Raw genomic sequence first — 25834 nt, forward strand, 5'->3', positions numbered from 1 at the left:
GCGTGGGCCGGACAGGCCCGGAACCCGTCACTGGTGGTATGCGGTGGCTCCGACGTTGTGGATCATCCGCTGGAGCACCTTGAGCGCGGCGACGAACTCCTCGTCGGGGATGCCCTCATGGATCTCCGCACGGGCCCGCATCACCCGGGTGTACGCCCGGTCGCGCAGCGCCCGCCCCTCAGGGGTGATCCGCAGCCGGGCCCCGTCGTCCTGGGCGGCGAGCCCGCGTTCCAGCAGGCTGTCGACGGCCTCCTCCATCCCGTCGGCCCCGGTGTCCAGGTAGCCGCTGAACAGGGTGACCAGTTCGTCGCGAGCGGCTGCCTCGCCGGCCGCCCCGGCGAGCTGGTTGAGCACCCACCAGGGCGGCTGGGTGAGCCCGTTCTCCGCCAGGGCGGCGCGGATGTGAGTGACCGTCGCCTCGTGGGCGGCCCAGCTCCAGTAGCCGATCGGCTGGCGGGCGAGTCCTGTGTCGTCGTGTGAGTAGTCCATGCCCCGAACGTAGGAGCTCAAGCGAACTTGAGGTCAAGGCCCAGGCGTTCCGCGTACGCGGTGAGCCCCGAGGCGTCCTCGCCCGCCCAGCCGATGTAGCCGTCCGGCCGGACCAGGAACAGGCCGTCGCCGTACGCCTCGCAGGCCGGCCCCCGGTACGTACGCACCGACGCGTCCCCCGCCGTGGGGAGTCCGGCGTCCGTGCCCAGCGCCAGCAGCGTGAAGTGCGCCCCCCGGAACACGTCGAACAGCCGCCCGTGCTCACCGGCCGGCCCGTCCGGCGCCCGGTCGCCCGCCTCCAGCAGGCCCGCCCGGCCCGAGGAGAGGGGGCCGCCCCGGTAGCCGAGCCCGAGTTGCCCGGTGTCCCGGCCGCGTTCCTGCCGGCCCTGGTGGATGCGGGTCGACAGGTTCAGCATCGCCTCGGCGACCGGGCGGCGCTCCTGCTCGTAACTGTCGATCAGGGCCTCGGGCGCACCGTGCAGCAGCACCTGGCCGAGCTTCCAGCCCAGGTTGTACGCGTCCTGGACGCTGGTGTTCAGGCCCTGGCCGCCCGCCGGCGAGTGGATGTGCGCCGCGTCGCCCATGAGCAGCGCCCGGCCCGCCCGGAAGCGGTCGGCGAGGGCCGTGCGCGGCCGGAAGTCGGACGACCACCGGACCTCGGTGACGTCCCGGGCGGCCAGATGCGTCCGACCGGCGATCAGGGCGCGTACGGCCTCCGGCGCGAGGCCGGGCTCGCCCTCCTTGAACTGGGCGACCAGCTGGAAGTCCTCCGTGCCGGGCAGCGGGCACAGCGTGGTGTAGCCCGCTTCGCCCAGGAAGATGTGCCAGTCGTCCCGGTCGAGGGCGGCCGGCGCGATCCGCACGTCCGCGACCAGCATCGGCGCCGGGTCGACGCTCTCGCCCGTCATGCCGATCCCCAGCGCCCGCCGCACGGTGGAGCGCCCACCGTCCGCCGCGACCAGCCAGGAGGCCCTCACGGTCCCGGGGGTGTGGGTGTGGGGGTGGGTCTGGGTCTGGGGGTGGGTGTGGGTGGCTTCGGAGGCTTCGGAGGCTTCTGCGGTCCCGGAGGTGCGCTCGGTCTCGGAGGCGTGGGCGGGGTCGGAGGCCCGGAGCGCGGCCCCGGAGGCCCGGAGCGCGGGCCCGGTCGACAGTTCGGCGGTGACCCCGGCGGCGTCCTGGGTCAGCGAGGTCAGGGCGGTGGAGAAGGCGACGTCGCCCCCGAGCTCCCGCAGCCGGGCGAGCAGGATCTCCTGGGTCCGCCACTGGGGCAGCAGCCAGGGCTCCCCGTACGGCTCCGCGTCGGTGGGGGCCGCCCGGCGGAACATGTCGTGCGGGCCCTGCCGTCTGCCGCCCTCCCAGACCATCCCGACCGGCGCGCTCCCGCCGTGCTCGCGCACCGCCTCGCCCACCCCGAGGTCGTCGAACACCTCGCGGGTGCGGGGCTGAACGCCCTTGCCCCGGGACCCGGGGAAGAGGGAGCCGGCCCGCTCGACGGCGAGGGCGGGCACGCCCCGGCGGGCCAGGTCGACGGCGAGGGCGAGGCCGCTGGGGCCCGCGCCGACGATCAGCACGTCGACCTCGGCGGGGGGCGTGACGGGGCCCCGGGACATTTCCTTAACGGTGTTAAGTTCCATGATTCGGAGTCTGCGCTTAACACTGTTAAGTTGTCAAGGTGGCTATGACGAAGATCGACCGGGCGCGGGTCGCCGACACCGCCCTGCGGCTGCTGAACGAGGTGGGCCTCGACGGGCTGACCCTGCGCGCCATCGCCCGGGAGCTGGACGTCAAGGCGCCGGCCCTCTACTGGCACTTCAAGGACAAGCAGGCCCTCCTCGACGAGATGGCCACGGTGATGTACCGCCGGATGCTCGCCGACGACCTCCCCGGACCAGGGCAAGGGCTTGAACCCGGACCCGCCCCCGTCACCTGGCAGGCCCAGCTCATCGCGTACAACACCGCCCTGCGCACCGCGCTCCTGCGCTACCGCGACGGCGCCAAGGTCTACAGCGGCGCCCGCTTCACCGGCACCGACCACGCCCCCGGCCTCGAAGCCCACCTGAGGACCATGACCGAGGCGGGCTTCACCCTGCGCCAGGCGGTCCGTGCGGGCACCACCGCGTTCTCGTACACGCTGGGCTTCGTGACGGAGGAACAGGGCGTCCAGCCCCGGCCCGACGAGCGGCGCGACGGCTTCGACACCGACGAACGGGCCGCCCGCATGGCCGAGTTCCCCCTCGCGGCCGCCGCCGGGCCCGAGATCTTCTCCGGTTACGACGAACGCTTCGAGGACGGCCTGCTGCTGATCGTCGCGGGCATCGAGGCGCGGTACGGAGTCGGGTGAGGGGGCGGCGGGCCCGGCTCACCTCGAGAGGCCGGTCGAATACGGCCGCATAGCTGAGTGAATTCCGGGCGTACTGCGGGGGTCGCATATACGAACCGGAACGGCTTCGGGCTGATACGCGCCGATAATCGCTCCGACGTGACCTACGGCGGGAATGTCGAAGCCGCCGCCGGGCGCGTCCGGGGCCCGTGGCGGTGACGCCGTGACAGCCGCCGGCCCCGGGCCTCGCGCGGGACGGGCCACTCGGCGGACGCGCAGAGTTCACCTCTCGTCGCGCCGGGCTTCACCCAACCCTTCGGGTCCCTCATTACGTTGTTCCGGGACCAAGATCGAAGGTGAGGGCCCGCGTGCCGAAACTGTCCGTTGTCGTACCGTTCCACAATGTCGCGGCCTATGCCGGGACCACGCTGGGCAGTCTGGCCCGCAACGCGGACCCGGACGTGGAGTTCCTGCTCGTCGACGACGCCTCCACGGACGGGACCGAGGCCGTCGTCGACCACTGGGCCGACCGCCTCCCGCAGGCGCGGGTGATCCGGCACGGCACGAATGTCGGCATCGCCGCCGCCCGCAACAGCGGCATCGACGCGGCCCTCGGCGACTTCATCACCTTCCTCGACGGCGACGACTGGTACGCCCCCGGCCATCTGAACCGGCTGCTGCGGGCCGCCCAGGACCTCGACTGCGACTTCGTGCGCACCGACCACGTCCAGTCCACCGGCGTCAACCGCGTCGTGCGGCGCGCGCCCGCCCCGCTCCGCGACACCGTGATCGATCCCCGGGAGGGGATAGGGGCGGCCGCCCGGGAGACCATGGTCGACTACCCGTTCGTCTGGGCGGGGATCTACCACCGGCGGCTCTTCGAGGACGGCGAACAGCGCTTCGCCACCGAACTGCGCACCGCCGAGGACCGGTTGTGGACCTGGAAGCTGCACCTGCGGGCCCGTACCTACGCGGCGCTCGGGCTGCACGGCATCTTCTACCGGCGGGGCGTGACCACCTCGCTCACCCAGATCAAGGACTCCCGGCAGCTCGACTTCTTCCCCGCCTACGACGCGGTGCTCGACGAGCTCCACCGGGACCGGGACGGTGAGCGCCTGCTCCCCAAGGCGGTCCGCACCTACTGCGCGATGATCGCCTTCCACAACGAGAAGGCCGCCACCTACGAACCGGCCACGGCCCGGCGGCTGCGCGGCGAGTCCGCCTCGGCGCTGAACCGCATGCCGCAAGAGGTGCTGGACCACACCCTGAAGATGATCGACGACAAGCGCGGCGCGCTCCTCGGCCGCCTGCGTACCAAGCAGAAGGCCGCCTGACGCATGCCGACGCGCACCCAGATCTTCCAGGTCTCCACCCTGTACGGGGCCGCCACCCTCGCCGCCGCGCTGGACGCCGGCCAGTTCGGCCCGGCGGCCGACAGCCGCCGCATCCTGCTGGTGTCCAACAACGCGGCGGTCCCCGAAACCGCCCTGCGCATGGAGGACATGCGCGGTTACGACGTCATCGCCGCCCGCTTCGACTCCGTCGTCGACTGGAACGAGGCCATCAGCCCGCACCACCCCAGCGGCTGGGGCCCGCGCGCCGACGACAGCGTGCTGTGGCAGCGCGCCTTCCGCCGCGCCTGGGGCATCGGCCCGGACGAACGGGTCGAGCTGGCCGTGGAGTCCATCCAGGTCAACCCGGCCGGCGCACTCGCGGCGATCTTCTCCGACAGCGCCCTGCACGTGTACGCGGACGGCCTGATGAGCTATGGGCCCACCCGCAACAAGCTGCCCGTCTCGGTCGGCTGCCGCATCCGCCGGGTCCTCCACCTCGACCTGGTGCCCGGCCTCAAGCCCCTCCTGCTCACCGAGTTCGACGTCCAGGCCGAACTGGTCCCGGACAGCGCCTTCCGCAAGATCCTCGCCGAGCTCTCCGAGGCGGCGGACGGCGACCGCGCCCTGGCCGCGGCGGAGGCCGCGGCACCCACGGCGATACTCCTCGGGCAGTACCTCGCCGCCCTGGACATCCTCACCGCCGAGGAGGAGGAGGACCTGCACATCCGGATGCTGCGCGGCGCGGCCCGCGCGGGCCACACCTCCGTACTCTTCAAGCCCCACCCGACCGCGCCCGCCCGCTACTCGCAGGCGCTGGAGCGGGCGGCCGCCGCGTCCGGGGTCCGACTGACGACGCTGGACAGCCCGTTGCTCGCCGAGACCCTGTACGAGCGCTGCGCGCCCGCACTGGTCGTCGGCTGCTTCTCCACCGCGATGTTCACCGCCGCCGCGTACTACGGCATCCCCGTCGCGAGCGTCGGCGCCCGGCTGGTCCTGGACCGCATCGTCCCGTACGAGAACAGCAACCGCATCCCGCTGACGATCGTCGACCATCTGGTGCCCGACCTGGACCAGCGGGGCGAGGAGGGCGTCGGGACCCTCCCGCCCACCGCGCCCGACACGCTCAGCCCGCTGGTCCGCACGGTCGGCTACTGCATGCAGGCCGCCCTCCACCGCCCACTGCGGCCCGACGCGGAGGCGTGGCTGCGGGAGCGGCTGGACGCCACCACCCAGCACTACTTCAAGCGCCGCCGCCTCCAGACGCTCACCCTCCCCGGCGGCGGGCCCCGGGGGGCCGCGGTCCGGCTGCGCAGGACCGTACGGCGCACGCGCAGCACTTTGGGGCTCTGACGCCTTTGGGGCTCTGAGGTTCCGGGGCTCTGAGCCTTCGGGGCCCCGGGGCTCTGAGCCTTGGGGACTCCGGGACTCCGGGACTCCAGGGCTTTGGAGCTCCGGGCTCCGAGCACCGGGGCCCCTGAGCCGTTGGGGCTCCGGGCCTCCCCGCCTGCGACCCTCCAGGCGCCGGGAGTTCACCTTTCGTACGCCCGGCCGAAGTGACCGTTCATCTCACCGGAGTTCAGCGGGATCCGGCCGCTGCCTAATCTTCGAGGACAATGTCTTTCACAGCCGCCCCCGCCTCAGCCCCCGCCGCCGCCCTGCCCGAGGCCCCCGTCGCCACGGTGCCGTCCGCCCGCGCCGGTTCACCGCGTGAACACCGCTACGACATCGACCTGATCCGGCTGATCTGCTCGGTCGGTGTGGTCGTCTCGCATACGGGCGCCGCGTTCATGGACGCGGCCGGGCGCAAGGCGTCGGGCGGCGCCGGCGTCTACTGGACCGGGCTGGTCGCGGACTCCCTCGGGCGGTTCGCCGTACCGACGTTCTTCGCCATAGCGGGCTGGGCCGTGCTGGTCGGCGCCCCGCCCAAGGACGTCGCCCGGCTGCGGCAGCGGATCGTGAGCATCGTGGTGCCGCTCGCCGTGTGGACGGCCGTCTACCTGGTGTGGGGCCGGTGGCGCGGCACGAACGACGGCCCGATCGGCGACCTGGCACTGGACTCGCTGTTCGGCTCGGTCCGCCCCGCCTACCACCTCTGGTACCTGTACGCCTACATCCCCGTGATCATGCTGCTCGCCCTCGTCTCGATGGTGAGGTCGGGCAAGCGCCCCTGGGGGCTCGCGCTGATCCTGCTGGTGGTCGCGTCCGCCCCGCTGCTCTTCGGCGATCTGGCCGGGGTCACCGACTGGGACGTACCGCGCTTCGGCTGGAGCTTCGCCGTGTACCAGGTGATATACGCCGCGCTCGGCGCGCTGCTGATAGCGGCGCCCGCCGGAACCTTCGGCAAGCGGCGACTGCCCTGGCTGCTGCTCGCCGTGGCGGGTTTCCTCGTCGTGATCCTGTACCAGCACAAGGTCCACTACTTCATCCCGAACGCGAACGTGGTGATCGCCCTGTTCACCGGCGGCTTCCTGCTCGCGCTGCACCGGGTGCGCCTGCCCGACCGGCTGCGTCCGGCCGTGTCCCGGCTCGTCGAGGCGACGTTCGGGGTCTATGTGGTCCACATCCTCTTCGAGGACGTGCTGGCCGACATGTTCGTCAACGCGGATGCGGGGTGGCCGGCCGCCGTCGCGCTCTTCATGGCCGTGTCGGCGGCGATCACCGTCCTGTCGTTCGCGTCCGTGCTTCTGTGGCGGCGGCTCGGGCTGGCCCGCCTGCTGGGCTGAGCGTCGCGTCGAGAGAGGCCGGGCGTCACGGGTCCCGGCGCTTCCCCCAGGCTGGATACGGGGCCAGGAAGCGCCCGCCCCTCGACGCGCGACCACCTTCCCGCGCAAGACAGGGCAGACCGACCGGCCGGCGTCCATCGACGCCGGCCGGTCGGCTGTGCGCTCGACGGCCGCCTCCGCCCCCCCCGAGCCCTCACGCGTCGAACGCGACGCGCTGAGGGCACTCGGCATGCTCCAGGAGGTCCGCCCGGCGGGGTCGCGGCCCGCCCGGCGGGGTTGAGTGTGCGAGGCCGAGGCCGGGCACCACCCTTTTCCCTTCCCTTCATTCCCCCTCATTCTCATTCCCTTACCCTCCCCTTTTCTCTTTCCTTTCCCGCATGCGCACATCAGGTAAACAGAACGCCTCAGAGAGGTGAACTGCCGGTCATTATCGGATAATTGTGGGGCCCGGCCGCCCGATTCCCTAATCGTCGGTTCGCTGTTAACCATCTGTTGCCATCGCGTTGGGCCGCGCATCGAAATGCCTTCCTAACTTCTAGGACGTGCCCTCACGTACCAGCAACGCGGCCGATCCGGCCCGAACCCCCGCCGAGCCCCGCCCGGCGCTGCGGGTCGCCGTCCTCGCCGACTCCGACACGCGGTGGAAATGGGGCGCGCTCACCGCGCGCCGCCTGACCGCCGGCGCGCTCGAACGCGACGCGCGCCCCGTGGAGGTCAGCGGACTGCTGCTGCGCGGCCGGGCCACCCCGACGCCGCGCCAGCTCGCGGAGGTGGGGGACGTCGGGGTAGCGGCCGAGCGGGTCCGCGAGGTCACCACGACGGAGTTCCTGCACGCGGTGCGCGACGAGGCGTACGACGTCCTCGTCCTCGCCCTCGTCGGCGGCGGCGTCCAGGCCATGCTGCACGGCATCGCCGCCCTCGGCCTGCCGCGCCGCCCCGTCGTCGTCACCGGATACGTGGGCGTCGTCTACGAGAAGCTGTCGGACGGCCTCCTGCTCCGCCACGGCGCCGACGTCGTCCTCGCCAACTCCCGGCACGACGCGGAGCGTTTCCGCGCGGTGTACGAGGGAGTGGGCGCCGACGCGTCCGCCGTCACCGAAGCCGCGCTGCCCTTCCTCGGCGGCGATCCCTACCGCCCCGAAGAGGGCCGCGACACCGTGGTGTTCGCCGTCCAGCCCTCCGTACCGGCCGACCGCGCCGACCGTACGTACCTGCTCCGCCGGCTCGTCGAGCACGCCCGGCTGCACCCGCGCCGCGAGGTGCTGCTCAAGCTGCGCTCCAAGCCGGGCGAGCAGACCACGCACATCGAGGAACTGCCCTACCAGCTGCTCGCCCAGAAGCTGCCCGGCGGGCTGCCGCCCAACTTCCGCCTGGTGTACGGGAACATGGGCGAGGTCCTGGACCGCGCCGACCTGCTGGTCACCGTCTCCTCGACCGCCGCGCTGGAGTCCCTGCACCGCCGCATCCCGACCGCGATCCTCACCGATCTCGGCGTACGCGAACCCCTCGGCAACCACCACTTCATCGGCTCCGGGCTCCTCACCTCCTGGGACCGGCTCGACGGCGGATCGCGCCCGACCCCCGACGAGGAGTGGCTGTCCGGCCAGGGCGTCGCCGCGGACGGCTCGTACGCCACGGCCTACGACGCCGTCCGCGCCAAGGTCACCGCCCTGCTGGCGGACCCGCTCCCGCCGATCGCCCCGTACTACACGCCCACCACCGCATCCGGCTACCTCCCCGGCCTCCTCGCCCGCCACCAACTGGCCCCGGACGGAACGCCCCTGGCCGGCGTCGGCACGCTCCGGGCGACCGGCCGGGTACGGGGCGCGGTGCGGGCGACCGTGCGCGGCGCGGCGCGCGGGGCCTACCGCCACGGCGTCCAGCGCGTCGCCCCCGTGATCCGCCGGATGGGGCAGCTGTGACCACCACCTCAGACACCTCCCTGACCCCAGGAGCAGCGATGAAGCCGCCCCCGACGCCCCCGACCGTCCTCGCCGTGATCCCCGCCCGCGGCGGCTCCAAGGGCGTCCCCGCCAAGAACCTCGCCGAGGTCGGCGGCATCCCCCTGGTGGCCCGCGCGGTCCGCGCGGCACTGGGCGCCCCCGAGGTCACCGACGTCGTGGTCACCACCGACGACGGGGCCATCGCCGAGGCCGCCCGCACCGCCGCCGCCCACCTCGGCGCGGCCCACCGGCTGCACTGCGTGGAGCGCCCCGCCGCCATCGCGGGCGACACCGCCACCAGCGAGGCCGCCGTCCTGCACGCCCTGGACGTCTACGAGGCCGAGCGGGCCCGCACCGTCGACGTGGTCCTCCTCGTCCAGTGCACCAGCCCGTTCGTCTCCCGCGAGGACATCGCCAAGGTGGCCCGGGCGGTGGCCCAGGAGGGTGCCGACACGGCCGTCACCGTCGCCCCGTTCCACGGGTTCCTCTGGCGCGACGGGGCCGCGGTCGAGGAGGGAACGTACGGCGTCAACCACGACAAGTCCGTACGCCCGCGCCGCCAGGACCGCCCCCAGGACCACCTGGAGACCGGTGCGGCCTACGCGATGGACGCGGCGGGCTTCCGTACCCACCGCCACCGCTTCTTCGGCCACACCGCCCTGGTGCCCACCGACCCGGCCCGGGTGCTGGAGATCGACGACCCGCACGACCTGGCCCGGGCCCGCGCGCTCGCCCCGCTCCTGGACCCCTCGCCGCTGCCCTCCCTCGCGGACGTGGACGCGGTCGTCCTGGACTTCGACGGCACCCAGACCGACGACCGGGTCATGGTCGACTCGGACGGCCGCGAGACCGTGGCCGTGCACCGGGGCGACGGACTCGGCATCGCCGCGCTGCGCAAGGCGGGCGTGCCCCTCCTGATCCTCTCCACCGAACAGAACCCGGTCGTCGCCGCCCGCGCCCGCAAGCTCCAGGTGCCCGTCCTGCACGGCATCGACCGCAAGGACGAGGCGCTCAAGCAGTGGTGCGACGAGCAGAACATCGCCCCCGACCGGGTCCTGTACGTCGGCAACGACGTCAACGACCTGCCCTGCTTCTCCCTCGCGGGCTGGCCCGTGGCGGTGGGCAGCGCCCATGACTCGGTGCGCGCCGCCGCGCGCGCCGTCACGACCACCCCCGGCGGCTACGGCGCCATCCGCGAGATCGCGGCCTGGCTGCTGGGCCCCACCCTCACCACCACCACGACCCCTTCTCCTGCCCCCACTGCCCCCACCAAGTAAGGACGCACCACCATGAGCACCTCCCGTCTGCGCACGTTCGGCACCCGTACCGCCGGACCCGGCAACCCCGTCTACATCACCGGCGAGATCGGCATCAACCACAACGGCGACCTCGACAACGCCATCGCCCTGATCGACGCGGCCGCCGAAGCCGGCTGCGACGCCGTCAAGTTCCAGAAGCGCACCCCGGAGATCTGCACCCCGCGCGACCAGTGGGACATCGAGCGCGACACCCCCTGGGGCCGCATGACGTACATCGACTACCGCCACCGCGTCGAGTTCGGCGAGGAGGAGTACCAGGCCATCTCGGACCACTGCGCCGAGCGCGGCATCGACTGGTTCGCCTCCCCGTGGGACACCGAGGCCGTTGCGTTCCTGGAGAAGTTCGACGTACCCGCCCACAAGGTGGCCTCCGCCTCCCTCACCGACGACGAGCTGCTGCGCGCCCTGCGCGCCACCGGCCGCACGGTGATCCTCTCCACCGGCATGTCGACCCCGAAGCAGATCCGCCACGCGGTGGAGGTCCTCGGCTCGGACAACATCCTGCTCTGCCACGCCACTTCGACGTACCCGGCCAAGGCCGAGGAGCTGAACCTGCGCGTGATCAACACCCTCCAGCAGGAGTACCCCAACGTCCCGATCGGCTACAGCGGCCATGAGACGGGCCTCCAGACCACGCTGGCCGCCGTCGCGCTCGGCGCCACGTTCGTCGAGCGCCACATCACCCTGGACCGCGCCATGTGGGGCTCCGACCAGGCCGCCTCCGTCGAGCCGCAGGGCCTGACCCGCCTGGTCCGCGACATCCGCACCATCGAGGCGTCGCTCGGCGACGGAGTCAAGAAGGTGTACGAGTCCGAGCTCGGCCCGATGAAGAAGCTCCGCCGGGTCGCGGGCGTCGTCGCCGAGACCGAGAACGCGCCGGCCCCCGAGCCGGTCGCGGTCTGAGCGCCGACCGGTGAACCTCGCCTTCGTCGAGAGCCCGGTCCAGCTCCTGAACGTCCTGGAGTGGGTTCACACCCAGGGGGGAGACGACCCGGCCGACACCACGGTCGTCGTCCTCCCCCCGGTCGACCCGATGTCGCGCGGCCAGCTGCGCCGGATGGCGGAGCTGGCCCGCGACGAGGGCATCGCGGTCCGCTGGCAGGAGGCGCGCGGCGAGTCCGGCGCGCCTCTCAAGGCCCTGCGCGCCCTGGCCGGACTGGTCAGGCGCGCGGACCACATAGTGATCGGCGACCCGTTCTCCCGTTACGTCCAGCTCCTGCTCACCCTGGTCCGCGCCGAGCGGCTCACGGTGGTGGACGACGGCACGGCCACCATGGAGTTCGTCACCCAGCTGGCCCGGGGCGAGCGGCTGACCCGCTGGCACCGCAAGGGCCGCGGCGGCCCGCGCGAACTGCTGCTCGCCCCGGTCACGGCCACCGCCCGCCGCCGCTTCACCCCGACGGCCAGGCACGGGGTCGAGGTCTTCACCGCGATGCCGGTGGAGCCCCCGCCCGGGGTCACCGTCACCGCCAACACCTTCGCCTGGACCCGGGCCCGCTTCGGCCCGCCCAGCGTCGGCAGGGGCGCGGACCTGGTGGGCACCTCGCTGGTGGAGACGGGGGTGGTCGACCCGATCCCGTACCAGGAGGCGGTCGCGTACCTGGCCCGCACCCACGGCGCCACGCGCTACTTCGCGCACCGCCGCGAGTCCGCCGAGAAGCTCCACGCCCTGGAAGCCGCCACCGGCCTGGAGATCGTCCGCCCGGACCTCCCCCTGGAACTCATCGCCCGCCGCGGCCCCATCGGCCACACGGTGGTGAGCTTCCCCTCGACGGTGGTCCACACCCTCCCCCTGGCCCTGGCCGGCACGGGCGTGGGCGTCGCGGTCTGCGACATCGCCCCGGAATGGCTCCGCGCCACGGCCTCCCCGCGCGCCCAGGGATTCCTGAGCGGGGTCACGGAGACGGCACGGGGGGTGCAGCGGCTGACGTCGGTGGTGATCTGAGGGGCGCGGCGAGGCCCGAGTGAGGCGCATCACAGACCCGATGCCCTGTTTCCGCCCGCTTGACGCACACATCATCCTCTGGATATCCACACAGTGTCTCCATAGAGTCACGCAGGGCTCCTCACTCGCGAGGATCTGCGTCTTGTGGGGGTCGGGGTGGGGACTGTGTGGAGACGTCTGCGTGCGCGCGGCCGTAGGGGCCTGGTGGCCGGGAGTGTGTGCCTGGTCGTCATGGCCACACTGACGCCTCAGGGAGCGGCCGCGGCGGACGAGCCGGCCGCCCCTGAGCGACCGGCGTCCAGCGACGGCGGAACGACCCTCGACGAGGCGCAGGCGGCGGCGAAACGGACCGGCCGCCCCGTCGAGGTGACGGCGATGCGCGGCGAGAGCAGCGACGTGTTCGCGACGCCCGGAGGAAACCTGGAGGCGCGGGAGTATCTGCGTCCGGTTCGGGCCAGGGTGCGGGGCGCGTGGCAGCCGATCGAGACCGACCTGGTCCGCGCGGCGGACGGGAGCGTCGCACCCGGGGCCGCCACGGTGGGCCTGGCGTTCTCCGGGGGCGGTGACACCCCCCTCGTACGCATGACGAAGGCCGGTCGTGAGCTGGCCCTTTCATGGCCGGAGAAGCTGCCGGCCCCGGAACTCGACGGCGCCAGGGCCACCTACCGCGACGTGCTGCCGGACGTGGACCTGCGGATGGAGGCGCAGGAGGACGGCTTCACTCAGTTGCTGGTCGTCAAGTCCGCCGAGGCAGCGGCCCATCCGAAGCTGACCGAGCTCCGGCTGGAGCTGGCGGCAGACGGCATGGACGTGCGGGAGACCGGCGAAGGCGGACTGGAGGCGGTCGACGAGGGCGCCGGGGCAGCGGTGTTCGAGGCGCCGCGGCCCATGATGTGGGATTCCAGCACCGTGACGACTGCCGCACCGGCCAAGGCCGCCGCCGCACCGGCGACGCGTGCGCCCTCAGGAGCGGCAGACACGGAGAGCGCGGGCGAACCTGCGGCGACGGAGTCGGGGAAGCTGGCTCCGGTCGGGGTGACGCTGCCGGCCCACGGCAAGGAACTCGTACTGACGCCGGACGCCGACGTACTCCGGGGCGAGCACACCACGTACCCGGTCTTCATCGACCCGCAGTGGTCCACGCCCCGGGCTGGGGCGTGGACGATGACATCGAAGTACTGGGAGTCCTCACCGCAGTGGAAGTTCAACGGCGAGCCCACCGCCGGCCTGGGCTACTGCGACTGGTCCTACTGCGCACCCCACGACACCAAGCGCCTGATGTACCGGCTGAAGACGACCGCGTTCGCGGGCAAGTCGATCCGGAAGGCCGCGTTCGTGGTCCGCAGCACGTGGTCCGCTTCGTGCTCGGCCAGGGGCGTCGAACTCTGGCAGACGCGGGACATCTCGTCCTCCACCACGTGGAAGACACAGAGTGAACCCGGCTTCTGGATGAAAAAGCTCAGGACGGAGTCCTTCGCGTACGGCTACGACGGCTGCGCGGCGAAGGACGCCGAGTTCGACGTGCAGGCGGCCACGCAGGCGGCGGCGGACGACAGATCGCCCACCATGACCTTCGGCCTGCGGGCCGTGAGCGAGTCGGACGGGCTGGCGTGGAAGCGGTTCTCCGACCACGCGTTTCTGCGAGTGGAGTACAACCGCCCGCCCGCTCAGGTGAAGATGTCGCAGTTGTCGATGGAGTTCGGGGGCGTCTGCAAGCGCCCGGCCGGTGCTCCACGCGTACGCACCCTGGGCAAGATCAACATCAATGGCGTGACGGACCCCGACGGGGACAACGTCGCGGTGCAGGTGCAGGCTTCGTGGGACGCGGGTGACGGCAAGGGCTTGATCGCCCGGTGGACTCCCGACCGGACATCACCCAAGAAGGCAGGGTTCAGTTTCACTCTGAGCCTGCCCACGACGATTCCCCAGAACAAGACGGTGAGCTGGCACGTCCGTTCCTACGATGGCGCCCGGTACTCCCCCTGGTCCTCGGCGGGAGATCCCACGGCGTGCTACTTCGTCTACGACAGGACCGTCCCGGCGGCGCCGACCATCGTGTCCGGCGAGTACCCGGCCTCCCGCCCCGACGACCCGAACGATCCCTGGCTGGACGGGGTGGGCCAGTACGGAACGTTCGCCTTCGACACCGCGTCGAACGACGTGACGCGTTACTGGTACGGCATCAACGGCGACCCCTCCTCGGCCCGTCAGCTGACCACGACCGGTGGTGCGCCGAGAAACGTGGACTTTCTGCCCTCGAAGCCGGGGCTGAACTTCGTCACCGCCCAGGCGTTCGACGCGGCGGGGAACGGTTCGGAGATCCGTACGTACCAGTTCCGGGTGAAGGCCGGCCAACCCGAGCGGGCCACCTGGCAGCTGGACGAGGCGGCGGGGGCCGCCGCGGCGCAGGGCTCCACACCGCCCAGAATCCTCACTCTGAACGGCGGGGCGACCACCGGCGCGGCCGGCGCGAAGGGCACGGCACTCGGGCTCAACGGCATCGACGGCTACGCCTCGTCGGACCTGTCAGTGATCGACTCCGCGCGTGGTTTCACCATCTCGTCGTGGGTGAAGCTCTCGAAGCTGCCCACCGAAGCGGCGATCGTGGCGGCCCAGCCCGGCAATCACCACTCCGGCTTCGAGCTGTACTACTCGGCCGACCTGAACCGCTGGGTGTTCAACCAGTACGAGACGGACGCGCCGAACGCGAAGATCATCCGGGCCATGGCGGCCCAGCCGGGAGGAGTGACGGCCGGTGCGTGGACGCATCTGGTGGGCGCGTACGACAGCACCGCGAAACAGCTGCGGCTGTACGTCAACGGCCGACTCGTGGGTGAGGCCGCGCTGCCCAACGCGTGGAACGCCCGCCGAGGTCTCCAGATCGGCGCCGCCACCTACAACGGCGTCACCAAGTCGTTCCTCCCCGGCACCGTGGACGAGGTGCAGATCTTCGACAAGGCCCTCACCCAGAACGCGGTCGACAAGCTGTACGCCAAGCAGTCCGAGGGCGACCCCGGACGTCCGGCGGTGGCCGTCTTCCCGCTCGACGAGGAGGCAGGCGCCACGGAGGTCCAGGGGCAGGCCGGCGTCCTGCCGGCGAAATACAGCGGCGGTGTCACCACGGGCGTGCCCGGGATGGCGGGTAAGGCCGCGCAGTTCGACGGAACCACCGGCCACGCGAAGATCGGCCAGGTCAGCGGCCCGCACCTGAGCACATCGCGCAGCTTCAGTGTCAGCGCCTGGGCCAAGCTGAACTCCGCCAAGCCGAAACAGGCGGCGATCATCGCGGCCCAGGCCGGCCGGCACGCACCGGGTTTCGAGCTCTACTACTCCGCCGCCTACGACCGGTGGGCCTTCAACCAGTACTCCGCCGACACCGCGGACGCCACGCCCGTCCGTGCGATGCAGCCGGAAGGGACGACAGCGCGGGCCGGTGAGTGGGTGCACCTGACGGGAGTGCACGACACCGTCGCCAACACCCTGACGCTCTACGTCAACGGTCAGCGAGCCGCTTCGGTCCCGCTCAGCACATCCTTCTACGCCGACCAGTCGATGTTGATCGGAGCGGGCTCCTACAGCGGTGTCATCAAGAACTTCTTCCCCGGAACGATCGACGACGTGCGTCTCTTCGCCCGGCCGGTGTCCGCCGAAGAGGTGCAGCAACTCTTCCGGCAACGCCCGCTGCTGAAGAGCCGATGGACGATCGATACCACTGCCGGATCCAACCCGGTCACCACGCCCGACGCCACCGGCACGACCAACTCGCTCGCCCTTCGGGGCGGTGCGGTCAAGGTGGATGACGCCTTCGTCGGCTCCGGCGCGATGAAGCTCGACGGTGTGGGCGCGTACGCCTCACCGGCGTCCATGCCGGTGGACACCTCGGGCAGCTTCACGTTGACCGCCTGGGCGCAGGGCTCCGCGGAACCCAAGAAGGACATCGCCCTGGCCAGTGCGGAGGGAGCCAACCGGAGCGGGTTCGCCGTGCGGTTCAGGCCCGATCCCGCCAACCCGGCCGGTCCGGGCCGCTGGACCCTGTCCGTGGCGGACAAGGACGCCGCCGGTGCGAGCGTCGTGAGCGCCGACAACGGTGAGTTCTATGGCGTCACGGAATGGAATCATCTGGCACTCGTCTACGACGGCTTCGCCAAGCAGGCCCGCTTGTACGTGAACGGCTCCCTCGCCGAAGTCGCCTGCGCGGATATGGACGGTGACGGCGCCGCCGACGTGACGGGGTGCGCCGACCTGGTGCCGTGGGCCGAGGACGTCCTGGCGTTCAGGACCACGTCTTTGATGATCGGCCGCTCGGGCGCCGGAGGCCGCGCCGGGGAGTACTTCCCCGGCCTGATCGACGACGTATGGGCTTTCCAGGGTGCGCTGAGCGACGCGCAGGTCGAGAAGCTGGCCGGTTCCTGGTTCGACCCGCCCACCGAAGTACCCGGCGGCTGACTCCCCCTGAGTGGGGTGCCGGGCCGCGGCCCGGCACCCCACTCGCGCCGCACTCATCCTTCCCGTTCTTGAATCCCCGCGCCCGGTCGTCGTGGCCGAGCCCCCCGCTCACTCGGAGAATCGGTCCAGACATGTATGGAACAAGACGGCCACGTCGTGCCGTGAGGCTTCGACGCAAGATCGCCCTGGGCGCTTCGACGGTCATGGTGGCCACCCTGATCCAGGCCATCACCTTCGCCCCGGCCGCGGACGCCGCGGGCAACGGCCGTCCCGAGGTGATCGATCCGGACAGGCCCGTGGCGGGCAAGAGCCGGACCGGGGGCGAACCGCGCATCCTGCGGGAGGGGCCGCGGTCCCCGGAGAACGGCCCCAGGGCCGACTGGCCCACGGCCGAAGCGGTTGCGGTCACCCTCGCGGAGCCGACCGCGAAAGCCGGTCGCCCCGTGCAGGCCAAGGGCCTTCCGCTCCACCTCAACACCCCGTCGACCGAGCACGCCGGGAAGCCGCTCGACGGAAAGATCAACACCCGCGTCCTGTCTCGGAAGCAGGCCCGCGAAGCAGGCGTCGACGGGTTGCTGTTCACGCTGGAGCCCCAGTCCGCCACGGACGCGGGCACGGTCGGCGCGAGCATCGACTACGCGGACTTCGCCGAGTCCTACGGTGGCAACTACGGTGCGCGCCTGACCCTCGTCGAACTACCCGCGTGTGTTCTCAGGACACCGGACGCGGCGAAATGCCGGACAGTCAAGCCGGTCGCGGCGGTCAACGACACCGAGAAGCAGACGCTGAGCACCCGCGCGGTCTCCCTGAGCGCGGGCTCGCCCACGGTGCTGGCAGCGGTCGCCGAGGGCGAGGCGAAGGCCGGAGACTACAAGGCGACCTCGCTGTCCCCGTCCGCGACCTCGAAGACCGACCTGAACACGGGCGACTTCACCTGGGCCTACGACATGCAGGTACCGGACGTACCCGGCGGCTTCAAGCCGACGGTGGGCCTGTCCTACTCCTCGGGCGCGATCGACGGGCGGACCGGCACCACGAACAACCAGTCCTCCTGGGTGGGGGACGGGTTCGACGCCTGGCCCGGCTACATCGAGCGCCGGTACAAGCCGTGTGCCGACGACGGAGTGGAGAACGCCAAGGGCGACAAGCCGGGTGACCTGTGCTGGGCGTACGACAACGCGTTCATCACGTTCAACGGCAAGGGCGGTGAGCTGGTCCCGGCCGGTGTGAACGAGTACAAGTTCCAGCAGGACGACGGCTCCAGGATCAGGCGGCTGGCGTCGGCGGACCGCGGCAACGGCGACAACGACGGTGAGTACTGGCGCCTGACCACCCCGGACGGCAGCCGCTACTACTTCGGCTATCACCGTCTGCAGGGCTGGACGGAGGGCAAGGAGACCAGCGACTCGACCTGGACGGTACCGGTCTTCGGCAACAACGCAGGCGAGCCCTGCCACGCCAGTGCGTTCAAGGACTCCTGGTGCCAGCAGGCATGGCGCTGGAACCTGGACTACGCCGTCGACACGCATGGCAACGCGATCGCCTACTACTACGACCAGGAGAAGAACTCCTACGGCCGCAACCTCGAGGCCAAGGACAACACCCGCTACACCCGCGGCGGGTCCCTGGACCGCATCGAATACGGCCTGAAGAGCTCCTCCGTCTACAGCGCGAAGCCCTTGGCCGTCGTGGATTTCAGCACATCGGAACGCTGCCTGCCGAAGACCGGTGTGACCTGCGCGGCGGACACCATCGACGACAAGGCGTTTAACTGGTACGACACCCCGTGGGACATGAACTGCAACGTCGGGGCGGACTGCGACCAGGGACGACTGTCCCCGGTGTTCTTCACCCGCGAGCGGCTTACCGGGGTCACCACGCAGGTGCTGAACGGCACCGTCCACAGCAAGGTCGACTCCTGGGCCCTGGCACACCGCTGGGGTATGGCGGACGTCGACCGCCAGCTGTTGCTCGACTCGATCCAGCGCACCGGGCACACCGCCACCCCCGCGGTCACCCTGCCGAAGACCACGTTCGGCTACACCCAGTTGCAGAACCGTCTGGACAAGGACAACGACGGCTACGCGCCGTTCATCAAAAGCCGTCTCTCCACCGTCGCGGATGAGAGCGGTGGCCTGACCTCGGTCAACTACTCGGCGCCGTCCTGCACCTGGGGTGCACTGCCCACGCCGAGGACGAACGCCACGAGGTGCTTCCCCCAGTACATCGGCGGATCGTCCACCGACGATCCGGAGCAGCAATGGTTCAACAAGTACGTCACGACGTCGGTGACCGCCACCGACCGCACCGGCGGCGCCCCGGACTCGGTCACCTCGTACGAGTACAAGGGCGACGCGGCCTGGCACTTCGACGATGACGACGGCCTGACCAAGGAGCAGTTCAAGACCTGGTCCCAGTGGCGCGGCTACGGGCATGTGCGGGTCAAGACCGGCGGGCAGGGTGGCACGGCCGCCCTGAAGACCCAGGAGGACACGTATTTCCTGCGCGGCATGCACGGTGACCGAGCCGGTGCCTCCGGCGATGCCACCAAGACGGTGACCGTCGCCCTCGCGGACGGCGAGGGCGACCCCATCACCGACCATGCGTCGGCGGCGGGCTTCACCTACAGGACCGTCAGCTACTCCGGCCCGGACGGCAAGGTCCTGGGCAAGACGGTGGAGCGGCCCTGGGCCCACCAGACCGCGTCCAAGAAGCGGGCCTGGGGAACCATCGCCTCCAACTTCACCGGCACCTCCCACTCCAAGACCTGGACCTCCCTGGACAAGGGGGCCGGCGCCAGTTGGCGTACCACCTCCACCACCACGACCCATGACACGGTCGCAGGCCGTGTGACCCAGATCGACGACGCCGGCGACAACTCCACCGCCGCCGACAACCGCTGCACCCGCAGCACGTACGCCACCAACGCCGATGTCAACATCCTCACCCTGCCCGCCAGGGTGGAGACCGTCGCCGCGCCCTGCGCCGGCACGGTGAACCGGGCCACCGGCGTGATCTCGGACGTGCGCACCGCTTACGACGGCGGAGCCTACGGGGCAATCCCGGTCAAGGGCGACGCGACCGCCATCGCCACGCTGAAGAAGCACGACGGCACGACCGCTGCCTACCTGGAGGCATCGGTCGGCTACGACGGCTACGGTCGCTCCCTGAAGGCCACCGACCTGTCCGCCGATGTCACGGTGACCGCCGCCACCGACCAGTTGGTGCGCACCGCCCGCACGGACGGCCGTACGACGAGCACGGCCTACAGCCCGAGCTCCGGGTTCGCCGCCAGGGTCACCACGACGACCCCGCCCGCCTCGGTGAAGGACGCCACCACCGCACAGACCTCGATCACGGAACTGGAGCCGCTGCGTGGCCGGCCTGCCGCGCAGGTGGACACCAACGCCAAACGCACCGAGCTCACTTACGACGCGCTGGGCCGTTCCGCCAAGGTGTGGCTGCCCGACCGCAAGACCGGGCAGACGCCGAACTACGAGTTCACCTATTTCGTGACCGCGAACAAGGAAGTGGCGGTCCGCACCCAGACCCTGAACAACGGTGGCGCGCAGATCGCCTCCTACGCGCTGTACGACGGGTTCCTGCGCGAGCGACAGACCCAGACTCCCGGCCCGGCCGGCGGCCGCCTCATCACGGACGTCTTCTACGACGAGCGCGGTCTCACCGCGAAGACCTTCGCCCCCTACTACAACGACAAGCCCGCCGGCCGGGACCTGTTCAAGCCGGACGACGCCCTCAGCGTGGAGTCCCAGACGCGCCACAGCTACGACGGGCTCGGCCGTGAGACCGAGAGCCGGCAGATCGCCGGAAACGGCGACGGCGGCCGGGTCCTGAGCACGACCACCACGAGCTACGGCGGTGACCGCACCACTGTCGTCCCGCCCGAGGGGGCGCCGGCCACCACGACGCTGACGGACGCCCGTGGGAAGCTGACCGAGCTGCGCCAGCACCACACGCGGAGCGCGGAGGCTGCCTTCGACTCCACACGCTACGGGTACACGCCGCGCGGCGAGCTCGAGAAGGTGACCGATCCGGGCGACAACAGCTGGACCTACACATACGACCAGCTCGGACGCCAGACCAAGGCCACGGACCCGGACAAGGGCGTCACCACCAGCACCTACGACGACCGCGGCCAGCTGACCTCCAGCAACGACGCCCGCGAGAAGGTGCCGGCGCTCTTCCACCTCTACGACAACCTCGGCCGCAGGACGGAGCTGCGTGAAGGCTCCGCCACCGGAGCCCTGCGGTCCAAGTGGGTCTACGACGCCGTCACCGGCGCCAAGGGGCAGCTCGCCGAAACCACGCGTTACGTGGGAAGTGCCGCCTACACCTCCAAGGTCACCCAGTACGACCAGCTCTACCGCCCCATCAGAACCGCGGTGGTGATCCCGGCAGCTGAGGGCGCCCTGGCCGGCACCTACCAGACAGGCACCGCCTACAAGCCCTCCGGCCTGGTGGGAGCCGTCTCCTTCTCGGCAGCGGGATCCCTTCCGGGCGGCTCCAACGCGTACACCTACGAAGACCAGACCCTGCGCCCCGTCTCCCTTCTCGGCGACGGGTTCCAGGCCGACGTCAGCTACTCGCTGACCGGCAAGCCGCTGCAGTACGCGCTCGGCTCGACCGCCGGCGGGGCGAAGAAGACCTGGGCCACCAACACCTACGAGTGGGGAACCCAGCGGCTGGCCACGTCACGGGTCGACCGCCAGGACGTAGCCGGAGTCGACCAGCACAACACCTACCGCTACGACGCGATCGGCAACGTCCTGTCCGTCGCGGACGTTTCTCGCGACGGCACCGACAACCAGTGCTTCACCTACGATCACCTGCGTCGCCTGACGGCAGCCTGGACGCAGAACACGGCACCCTGCGCCGCCGCCCCGACCGGCGGCAGGATCGGCGGGCCGGCCCCGTACTGGGACACCTACACGTACAACAAAACCGGCCAGCGGGTCACCGAGACCCAACACGACACCACCGGTGACAGCACCAAGGACCGCAAGCGCGTCTACACCTACCCTGCCCCGGGCACGCCCAAGGCCCACACCCTGACCTCCGTCACCACCACGGGCCCCACCGGCACGGCCAAGGACAGCTACGGCTACGACGCGGCGGGCAATACCGAGACCCGCACGCTGTCCGGTACCACCCAGACCCTGTTCTGGGACGCCGAGGGCCACCTCGCCAAGACCAGCGAACCGGCCGGTGGCGGAAAGACCAAGACCACCGAGTACCTCTACGACACCGGCGGCAGCCGCCTCATCAGCCGCACCCCGACGGAAACCACCCTGTACCTCGGCCACACCGAAGTCACCCTGCCCGCCGACGCGAGCAAGGCCAAGGCCACCCGGTACACCGACCTCGGCGGCGGCCACCAGGCCATCAAGCACGACGACGGATCCGTCACCCTCACCACCGCCGACCACCACGGCACGGGCCAGCTGGCCATCGCCGCGTCCACCCTGAAACTCACCCAGCGGCGCACCCTGCCCTTCGGCGCCCCACGCGGCAACCAGCCCGCCTCCTGGCCCGGCACCAAGGGCTTCGTCGGCGGCACCGACGACACCAAGTCCACCGGCCTCACCCACCTCGGCGCCCGAGAGTACGACCCCGCCATCGGCCGGTTCATCAGCGTCGACCCCCTCCTCGAAACCGACAAACCGCAGTCCCTCAACGGCTACACCTACGCACACCAAAACCCCCTCACCTTCACCGATGCCAGCGGACTGGGCGTCCCGGAGTGCCACTCCGGCGAATTCGACCGCTGCGTCAACGGGTCCCCCACCAGTAAGTCGACGCACCACCCGGAACGGTCGACGTCGCCGAAGGCTTCGGCACCGAAGACGCCGGCCTGGAAGGAGGAGGGCGGAACGGGGTATGACCTCAATGAGGACGGTTATGTCGAGCTGCTTCCCAACGTTTACATCCCCGATGGTTGGGAGGGGCAGCAGAAGTTCATCGAGGCGTTCTACAGCCATCTGGAAAATCTCAGCTACATCGGGATTGATCTCTACGCGGACTATCAGGGCCACGCGCCGTACATAGATTCCGATATCAAGAGCGCACTGCTCAACGCGTGTCACGCAACCAGCTGCCCGTCCAAAAAGCGGTACATGTACAGTTCGGCCGGCGCGAAGCTCATTGCCGGAGTATCCGAAGGGGTGGCGGGTCGCGGAGGTATTCACGGGCCCAGGAGAGACGGCAAGGGAGGGTCCGGCAACTGTGCGACCCGAAACAGCTTCCTGCCCGGCACTCAGGTAGTCCTCGCCGACGGCGCCACCAAGAACATCGAAGACGTAGAAATCGGTGACCAGGTCCTCGCGACCGACCCCGAAACCGGTGAGACGACTGCCAAGACCGTCACCGCGGAGATCAACGGCGAAGGCATCAAGCACCTGGTCGAGATCACCATCGACACCGACGGCGAGAAGGGCGACAGCACCGCCTCGGTGACCGCGACCGATAGGCACCCCTTCTGGGTTGCGGGGGTGAAGGAGTGGATCGACGCCACCGACCTTCGTCCGGGCGAGCGGCTCCGCAGGAACGATGGCGCCAGCCTTCGGATCACCGCCGTGGCGCGCTGGACTGAGGGGTCCCGCGTCCATAACTTCACGGTGGCTGACTTCCATACGTACTATGTGCTGGCGGGCGAAACTCCCGTGCTCGTGCATAACTCCGGAGGCTGCCCCGATCTGGATGCGCTTTCGCAGAGTGGAATGCGTCCAGCCAAGGGGAAGACGACTCATGCAGGGCGTGAATACCAGAAGCATATGAACCGCGGCGATCTTCCTGTGGTTCCCGGCAAGCAGTTGAAGACTGCCGGACAGAATTTGTTGGACGACATTCTGACCAATCCGCAAACCGCTACTTCCGCTGTCAATTCCGGCAACTTCGCGGGCGGAACGCGATATATCATGCCGGACCCTGCTGGTGGGCGCGGGATCGGTGCAACCTTCGACGCAAATGGACAGTTCCAATACTTCGGGCGGTACTAGGCATGTTGGTAATCGAGCCGTGGGATGCAAAGGCGCGCGGTGACGCTAGTCTCGCTGACCTTCGGGGTGCGATCGCGGGGGCGTCTGTAAGTGCGGTCCGCTACGTAGTTCTGCAAGGGGAAACCTGGCCCGAAGGGCACAGGGAGGATCGTGCTCATGAAGTCGACATGGCCGTTGATCTGGTCATGAGCACCGGGGCTGCACTGTCCCTGTCTTGGGCGATGGATGGCCTCAACGAAGGGATGGCAATCGAGCTCAGGGAACCTGGAGAGTCGGACGCCGACTTGCCTGGGAACACTGTCGACGTGAGCGACCATGTTGATTGGGAGAGGTTCCTTGGGGCGGATATTCTGGAAATCATTCCTGCCTGGCACGTTCCCAACGACGGGTGTCCTGTAATGCCGTGGGCGTATCGCCTTGGATTCTCCAATAAGTCAAGCCTGGTTATTGCTCTAGGGGTGGCTGAGGGGGAGGGGTTCACGTATATGCCTGACGAGTTGGTCGTGTTCTTCGACGAGAGTCTCGCGGCTTCCTATACGATCCCAGCGAGTGATACTTCTTCACGCGGATAGGTTGAACCGAGTGAAGGGGTTCGGTACGCCCCTGTTGCGGGACGCCTAATAGTCGGGCATTTACATTGCTCGGGAAAATAGATCAAACAGGCCCCGCCGGAATGATCTCCGGCGGGGCCTGGCGTCTTGTGACGGCAACAGTGACGGCAACGTCAGCGGACGACGGCTGCGGTGGGCGGGTCGTCCGGGGCGTCGGTCTGGCTGAGTATGCCCCCGAGGGTGGCGATGGCCCGGCGCTGGAGGCGGAGTCGTACGTGGGCGTAGACGCCGATGTGGGCGTGGCCGAGGAGTTCCTTGATGACGACGAGATCGACGCCTTGTTCCAGGAGCAGGGTGGCGATCGAGTGCCGGAGGTCGTGGAAGCGGATCGTCCGAAGGCCAGCGCTGTGGAGGACGCGACGAAAGCGGCGGGTGAGGTTGCCGGGGTCGAGGGGGCCGCCCTTCACAGTCGTGAAGACGAGCCCGTCATCCGTCCAGCCCGCTCTGGCCGCCTGATGCTCTTTCTGCTGCCGATCCTGGTGGATCTTCAGGGAGGTGATGCATTCGGTGGGGAGGACGTCGCGGGTGGTGAGTCGGGCGAGCTTCTTTGCGCCGAGGCGGGGGTTGAGGTGGAGGTGGATGGAGGCCGCGTAGCGGGTGCGGGTGTTCTCCCGCAGACGGTGCACGGCGACGCCGTCCAGCCATTACGCGAGGTAGGCGCTCACGGTACTGTCGGCCGCCGCGACGGGGAGGCCGCGGTTGCTGGCGGCGATCTTCTCGGTGAGCTTGGTCATCGCGTCTTTACGGGTAGCGCCGTAGACGCGGACGCGCTTGCGGGTATTGCCGGGGGCCAGCACGTATCCGGCGGCTTCCCAGCGTCCGTCCTTGCGCTGGTAGATGGTGCCTTCGCCGTTGGCGCGGGCCTTCTTGCGCTTGGGGGCGGTCATCGGGAGGCATCTTCCAGGTGGCACTGGACGTAGTCAGCGAGGGCGTGGGTGGGGATGCGGCGGGCGCGGCCGATGGTCAGCGAGGCCAGGCGGCGGGTGCGCAGGAGGTCGTAGAGGGTGGAGGCCCGGAGGTGGGGTCGGTCGGCTCCGTGGGCCGGGGCCCGCGTCAGGCAAGGCCAGGGGGCCACTCATTCAAATTCCGGGCAGGATCACGACCTGCCCGAGTTGCCGGGCCAGCGTACGGCCCCCTGACCATGCCCGACCCCAACCCGGGCAGGACACCGGCCAGAGCCCACTCCACCGCCCTCACGCGCGCAGCCGTCTGACGGCATCGCCGACGGCAACACAGGCGCACACGGCACTTCCACGCACACCCACGGACCAGCCGCAATTCGCTGACCAGCAATAATGCAGGTGACACCCGCCCGGCGAGCACACGTATTATCTGCTGGCGGGTAAGACTCCGGTACTGGTCCACAATGCAAACTGCATTGCAGGAACCCGGCAGTTTGACCACGCTTGGGACCAGCATTCACCTGGAGGGGCCTACCATAAGGCCGGAAAAGTGGAGAATGTATTTGCCGATGGCATCGACAAGACCCGATTCCGAGGGATGGTGGATGAGGCGATCAAGAACGGGACGCAGGTTCCTAGGTCTAAGTCCGACCCTCGCGGCGGATATTACATCGACTGCGATTTCGGCGATGTGGAAGTCGGTGCGATGGGCCAGAACGGCATGAGGATAGCCGTTGATGGTGCAGGGAACTTCGTCACCGCGATGCCGAAGTTTATGTACTAGGG

At 70.0% G+C, this 25834-nt stretch carries 15 protein-coding genes and 1 pseudogene; 12 read left to right on the forward strand and 4 right to left on the reverse strand.

The genetic code is table 11. The features are described from left to right. Nucleotides 1–27 precede the first annotated feature (27 nt). Both ACLJPL_RS18845 and ACLJPL_RS18850 read right to left on the reverse strand, forming a co-directional pair. A complete protein-coding gene (locus tag ACLJPL_RS18845; RefSeq protein ID WP_411081981.1) occupies nt 28–489 on the reverse strand; it encodes a MarR family winged helix-turn-helix transcriptional regulator in 462 nt (153 codons plus the stop codon). 17 nt (nt 490–506) lie between these two features. Further along, a complete protein-coding gene (locus tag ACLJPL_RS18850; RefSeq protein ID WP_411081982.1) occupies nt 507–2099 on the reverse strand; it encodes an FAD-dependent monooxygenase in 1593 nt (530 codons plus the stop codon). Between the two features lie 68 nt (nt 2100–2167). Here ACLJPL_RS18850 and ACLJPL_RS18855 point away from each other — a divergent pair, with 68 nt between their 5' ends. The 11 genes from ACLJPL_RS18855 to ACLJPL_RS18905 all read left to right on the forward strand — a co-directional run bounded on the left by ACLJPL_RS18855 (nt 2168) and on the right by ACLJPL_RS18905 (nt 24107). Then, nucleotides 2168–2830, forward strand: a complete 663-nt coding sequence (locus ACLJPL_RS18855; protein ID WP_411082139.1) for a TetR/AcrR family transcriptional regulator C-terminal domain-containing protein — start codon at nt 2168–2170, stop codon at nt 2828–2830. A 347-nt stretch (nt 2831–3177) separates the two neighbouring features. Next, nucleotides 3178–4143: a glycosyltransferase family 2 protein gene (locus tag ACLJPL_RS18860; RefSeq protein ID WP_411081983.1), complete on the forward strand. Its 966-nt coding sequence runs from the start codon at nt 3178–3180 to the stop codon at nt 4141–4143. A gap of 3 nt (nt 4144–4146) precedes the next feature. Further along, the gene (locus ACLJPL_RS18865; protein ID WP_411081984.1) at nt 4147–5493 is read left to right on the forward strand and encodes a polysialyltransferase family glycosyltransferase; all 1347 of its coding nucleotides are present in this window, start codon (nt 4147–4149) and stop codon (nt 5491–5493) included. A gap of 263 nt (nt 5494–5756) precedes the next feature. Beyond that, nucleotides 5757–6866 carry an acyltransferase gene (locus ACLJPL_RS18870; protein ID WP_411081985.1) on the forward strand — a complete coding sequence of 370 codons (1110 nt, stop codon included), beginning with the start codon at nt 5757–5759 and terminating at the stop codon, nt 6864–6866. Nucleotides 6867–7408: 542 nt separating this feature from the next. Further along, a complete protein-coding gene (locus ACLJPL_RS18875; RefSeq protein ID WP_411081986.1) occupies nt 7409–8788 on the forward strand; it encodes a DUF6716 putative glycosyltransferase in 1380 nt (459 codons plus the stop codon). Nucleotides 8789–8826: 38 nt separating this feature from the next. Further along, a complete protein-coding gene (locus ACLJPL_RS18880) occupies nt 8827–10086 on the forward strand; it encodes a cytidylyltransferase domain-containing protein (RefSeq protein ID WP_411081987.1) in 1260 nt (419 codons plus the stop codon). A 12-nt stretch (nt 10087–10098) separates the two neighbouring features. Then, nucleotides 10099–11031, forward strand: coding sequence for an N-acetylneuraminate synthase family protein (locus ACLJPL_RS18885; RefSeq protein ID WP_411081988.1), 933 nt, complete (start codon nt 10099–10101; stop codon nt 11029–11031). Between the two features lie 10 nt (nt 11032–11041). After that, nucleotides 11042–12073: a hypothetical protein gene (locus ACLJPL_RS18890; protein WP_411081989.1), complete on the forward strand. Its 1032-nt coding sequence runs from the start codon at nt 11042–11044 to the stop codon at nt 12071–12073. A gap of 231 nt (nt 12074–12304) precedes the next feature. Further along, nucleotides 12305–16519 (forward strand): LamG domain-containing protein, encoded by a 4215-nt coding sequence (locus ACLJPL_RS18895; RefSeq protein WP_411081990.1) that lies wholly within the window; start codon nt 12305–12307, stop codon nt 16517–16519. A 203-nt stretch (nt 16520–16722) separates the two neighbouring features. Next, the gene (locus tag ACLJPL_RS18900) at nt 16723–23535 is read left to right on the forward strand and encodes a polymorphic toxin-type HINT domain-containing protein (protein WP_411082140.1); all 6813 of its coding nucleotides are present in this window, start codon (nt 16723–16725) and stop codon (nt 23533–23535) included. Between the two features lie 167 nt (nt 23536–23702). Beyond that, nucleotides 23703–24107, forward strand: a complete 405-nt coding sequence (locus ACLJPL_RS18905; protein ID WP_411081991.1) for a hypothetical protein — start codon at nt 23703–23705, stop codon at nt 24105–24107. A gap of 152 nt (nt 24108–24259) precedes the next feature. On the opposite strand, the pseudogene ACLJPL_RS18910 reads toward ACLJPL_RS18905, so the two are convergent. Together ACLJPL_RS18910 and ACLJPL_RS18915 are read right to left on the reverse strand one after the other, a co-directional pair. Next, nucleotides 24260–25033 (reverse strand): annotated as a pseudogene (locus ACLJPL_RS18910) (tyrosine-type recombinase/integrase). Next, entirely contained in the window at nt 25030–25221 is a 192-nt protein-coding gene (locus tag ACLJPL_RS18915; protein ID WP_411081992.1) for an excisionase, read from the reverse strand. Before ACLJPL_RS18915 ends, ACLJPL_RS18910 begins: the two are co-directional and overlap by 4 nt. 377 nt (nt 25222–25598) lie before the next feature. On the opposite strand from ACLJPL_RS18915, the gene ACLJPL_RS18920 reads away from it, so the two are divergent. After that, nucleotides 25599–25832, forward strand: a complete 234-nt coding sequence (locus tag ACLJPL_RS18920; RefSeq protein ID WP_411081993.1) for a hypothetical protein — start codon at nt 25599–25601, stop codon at nt 25830–25832. Nucleotides 25833–25834 lie beyond the last annotated feature (2 nt).

The organism is Streptomyces sp. cmx-18-6 (assembly GCF_046548915.1).
GTDB lineage: Bacteria > Actinomycetota > Actinomycetes > Streptomycetales > Streptomycetaceae > Streptomyces.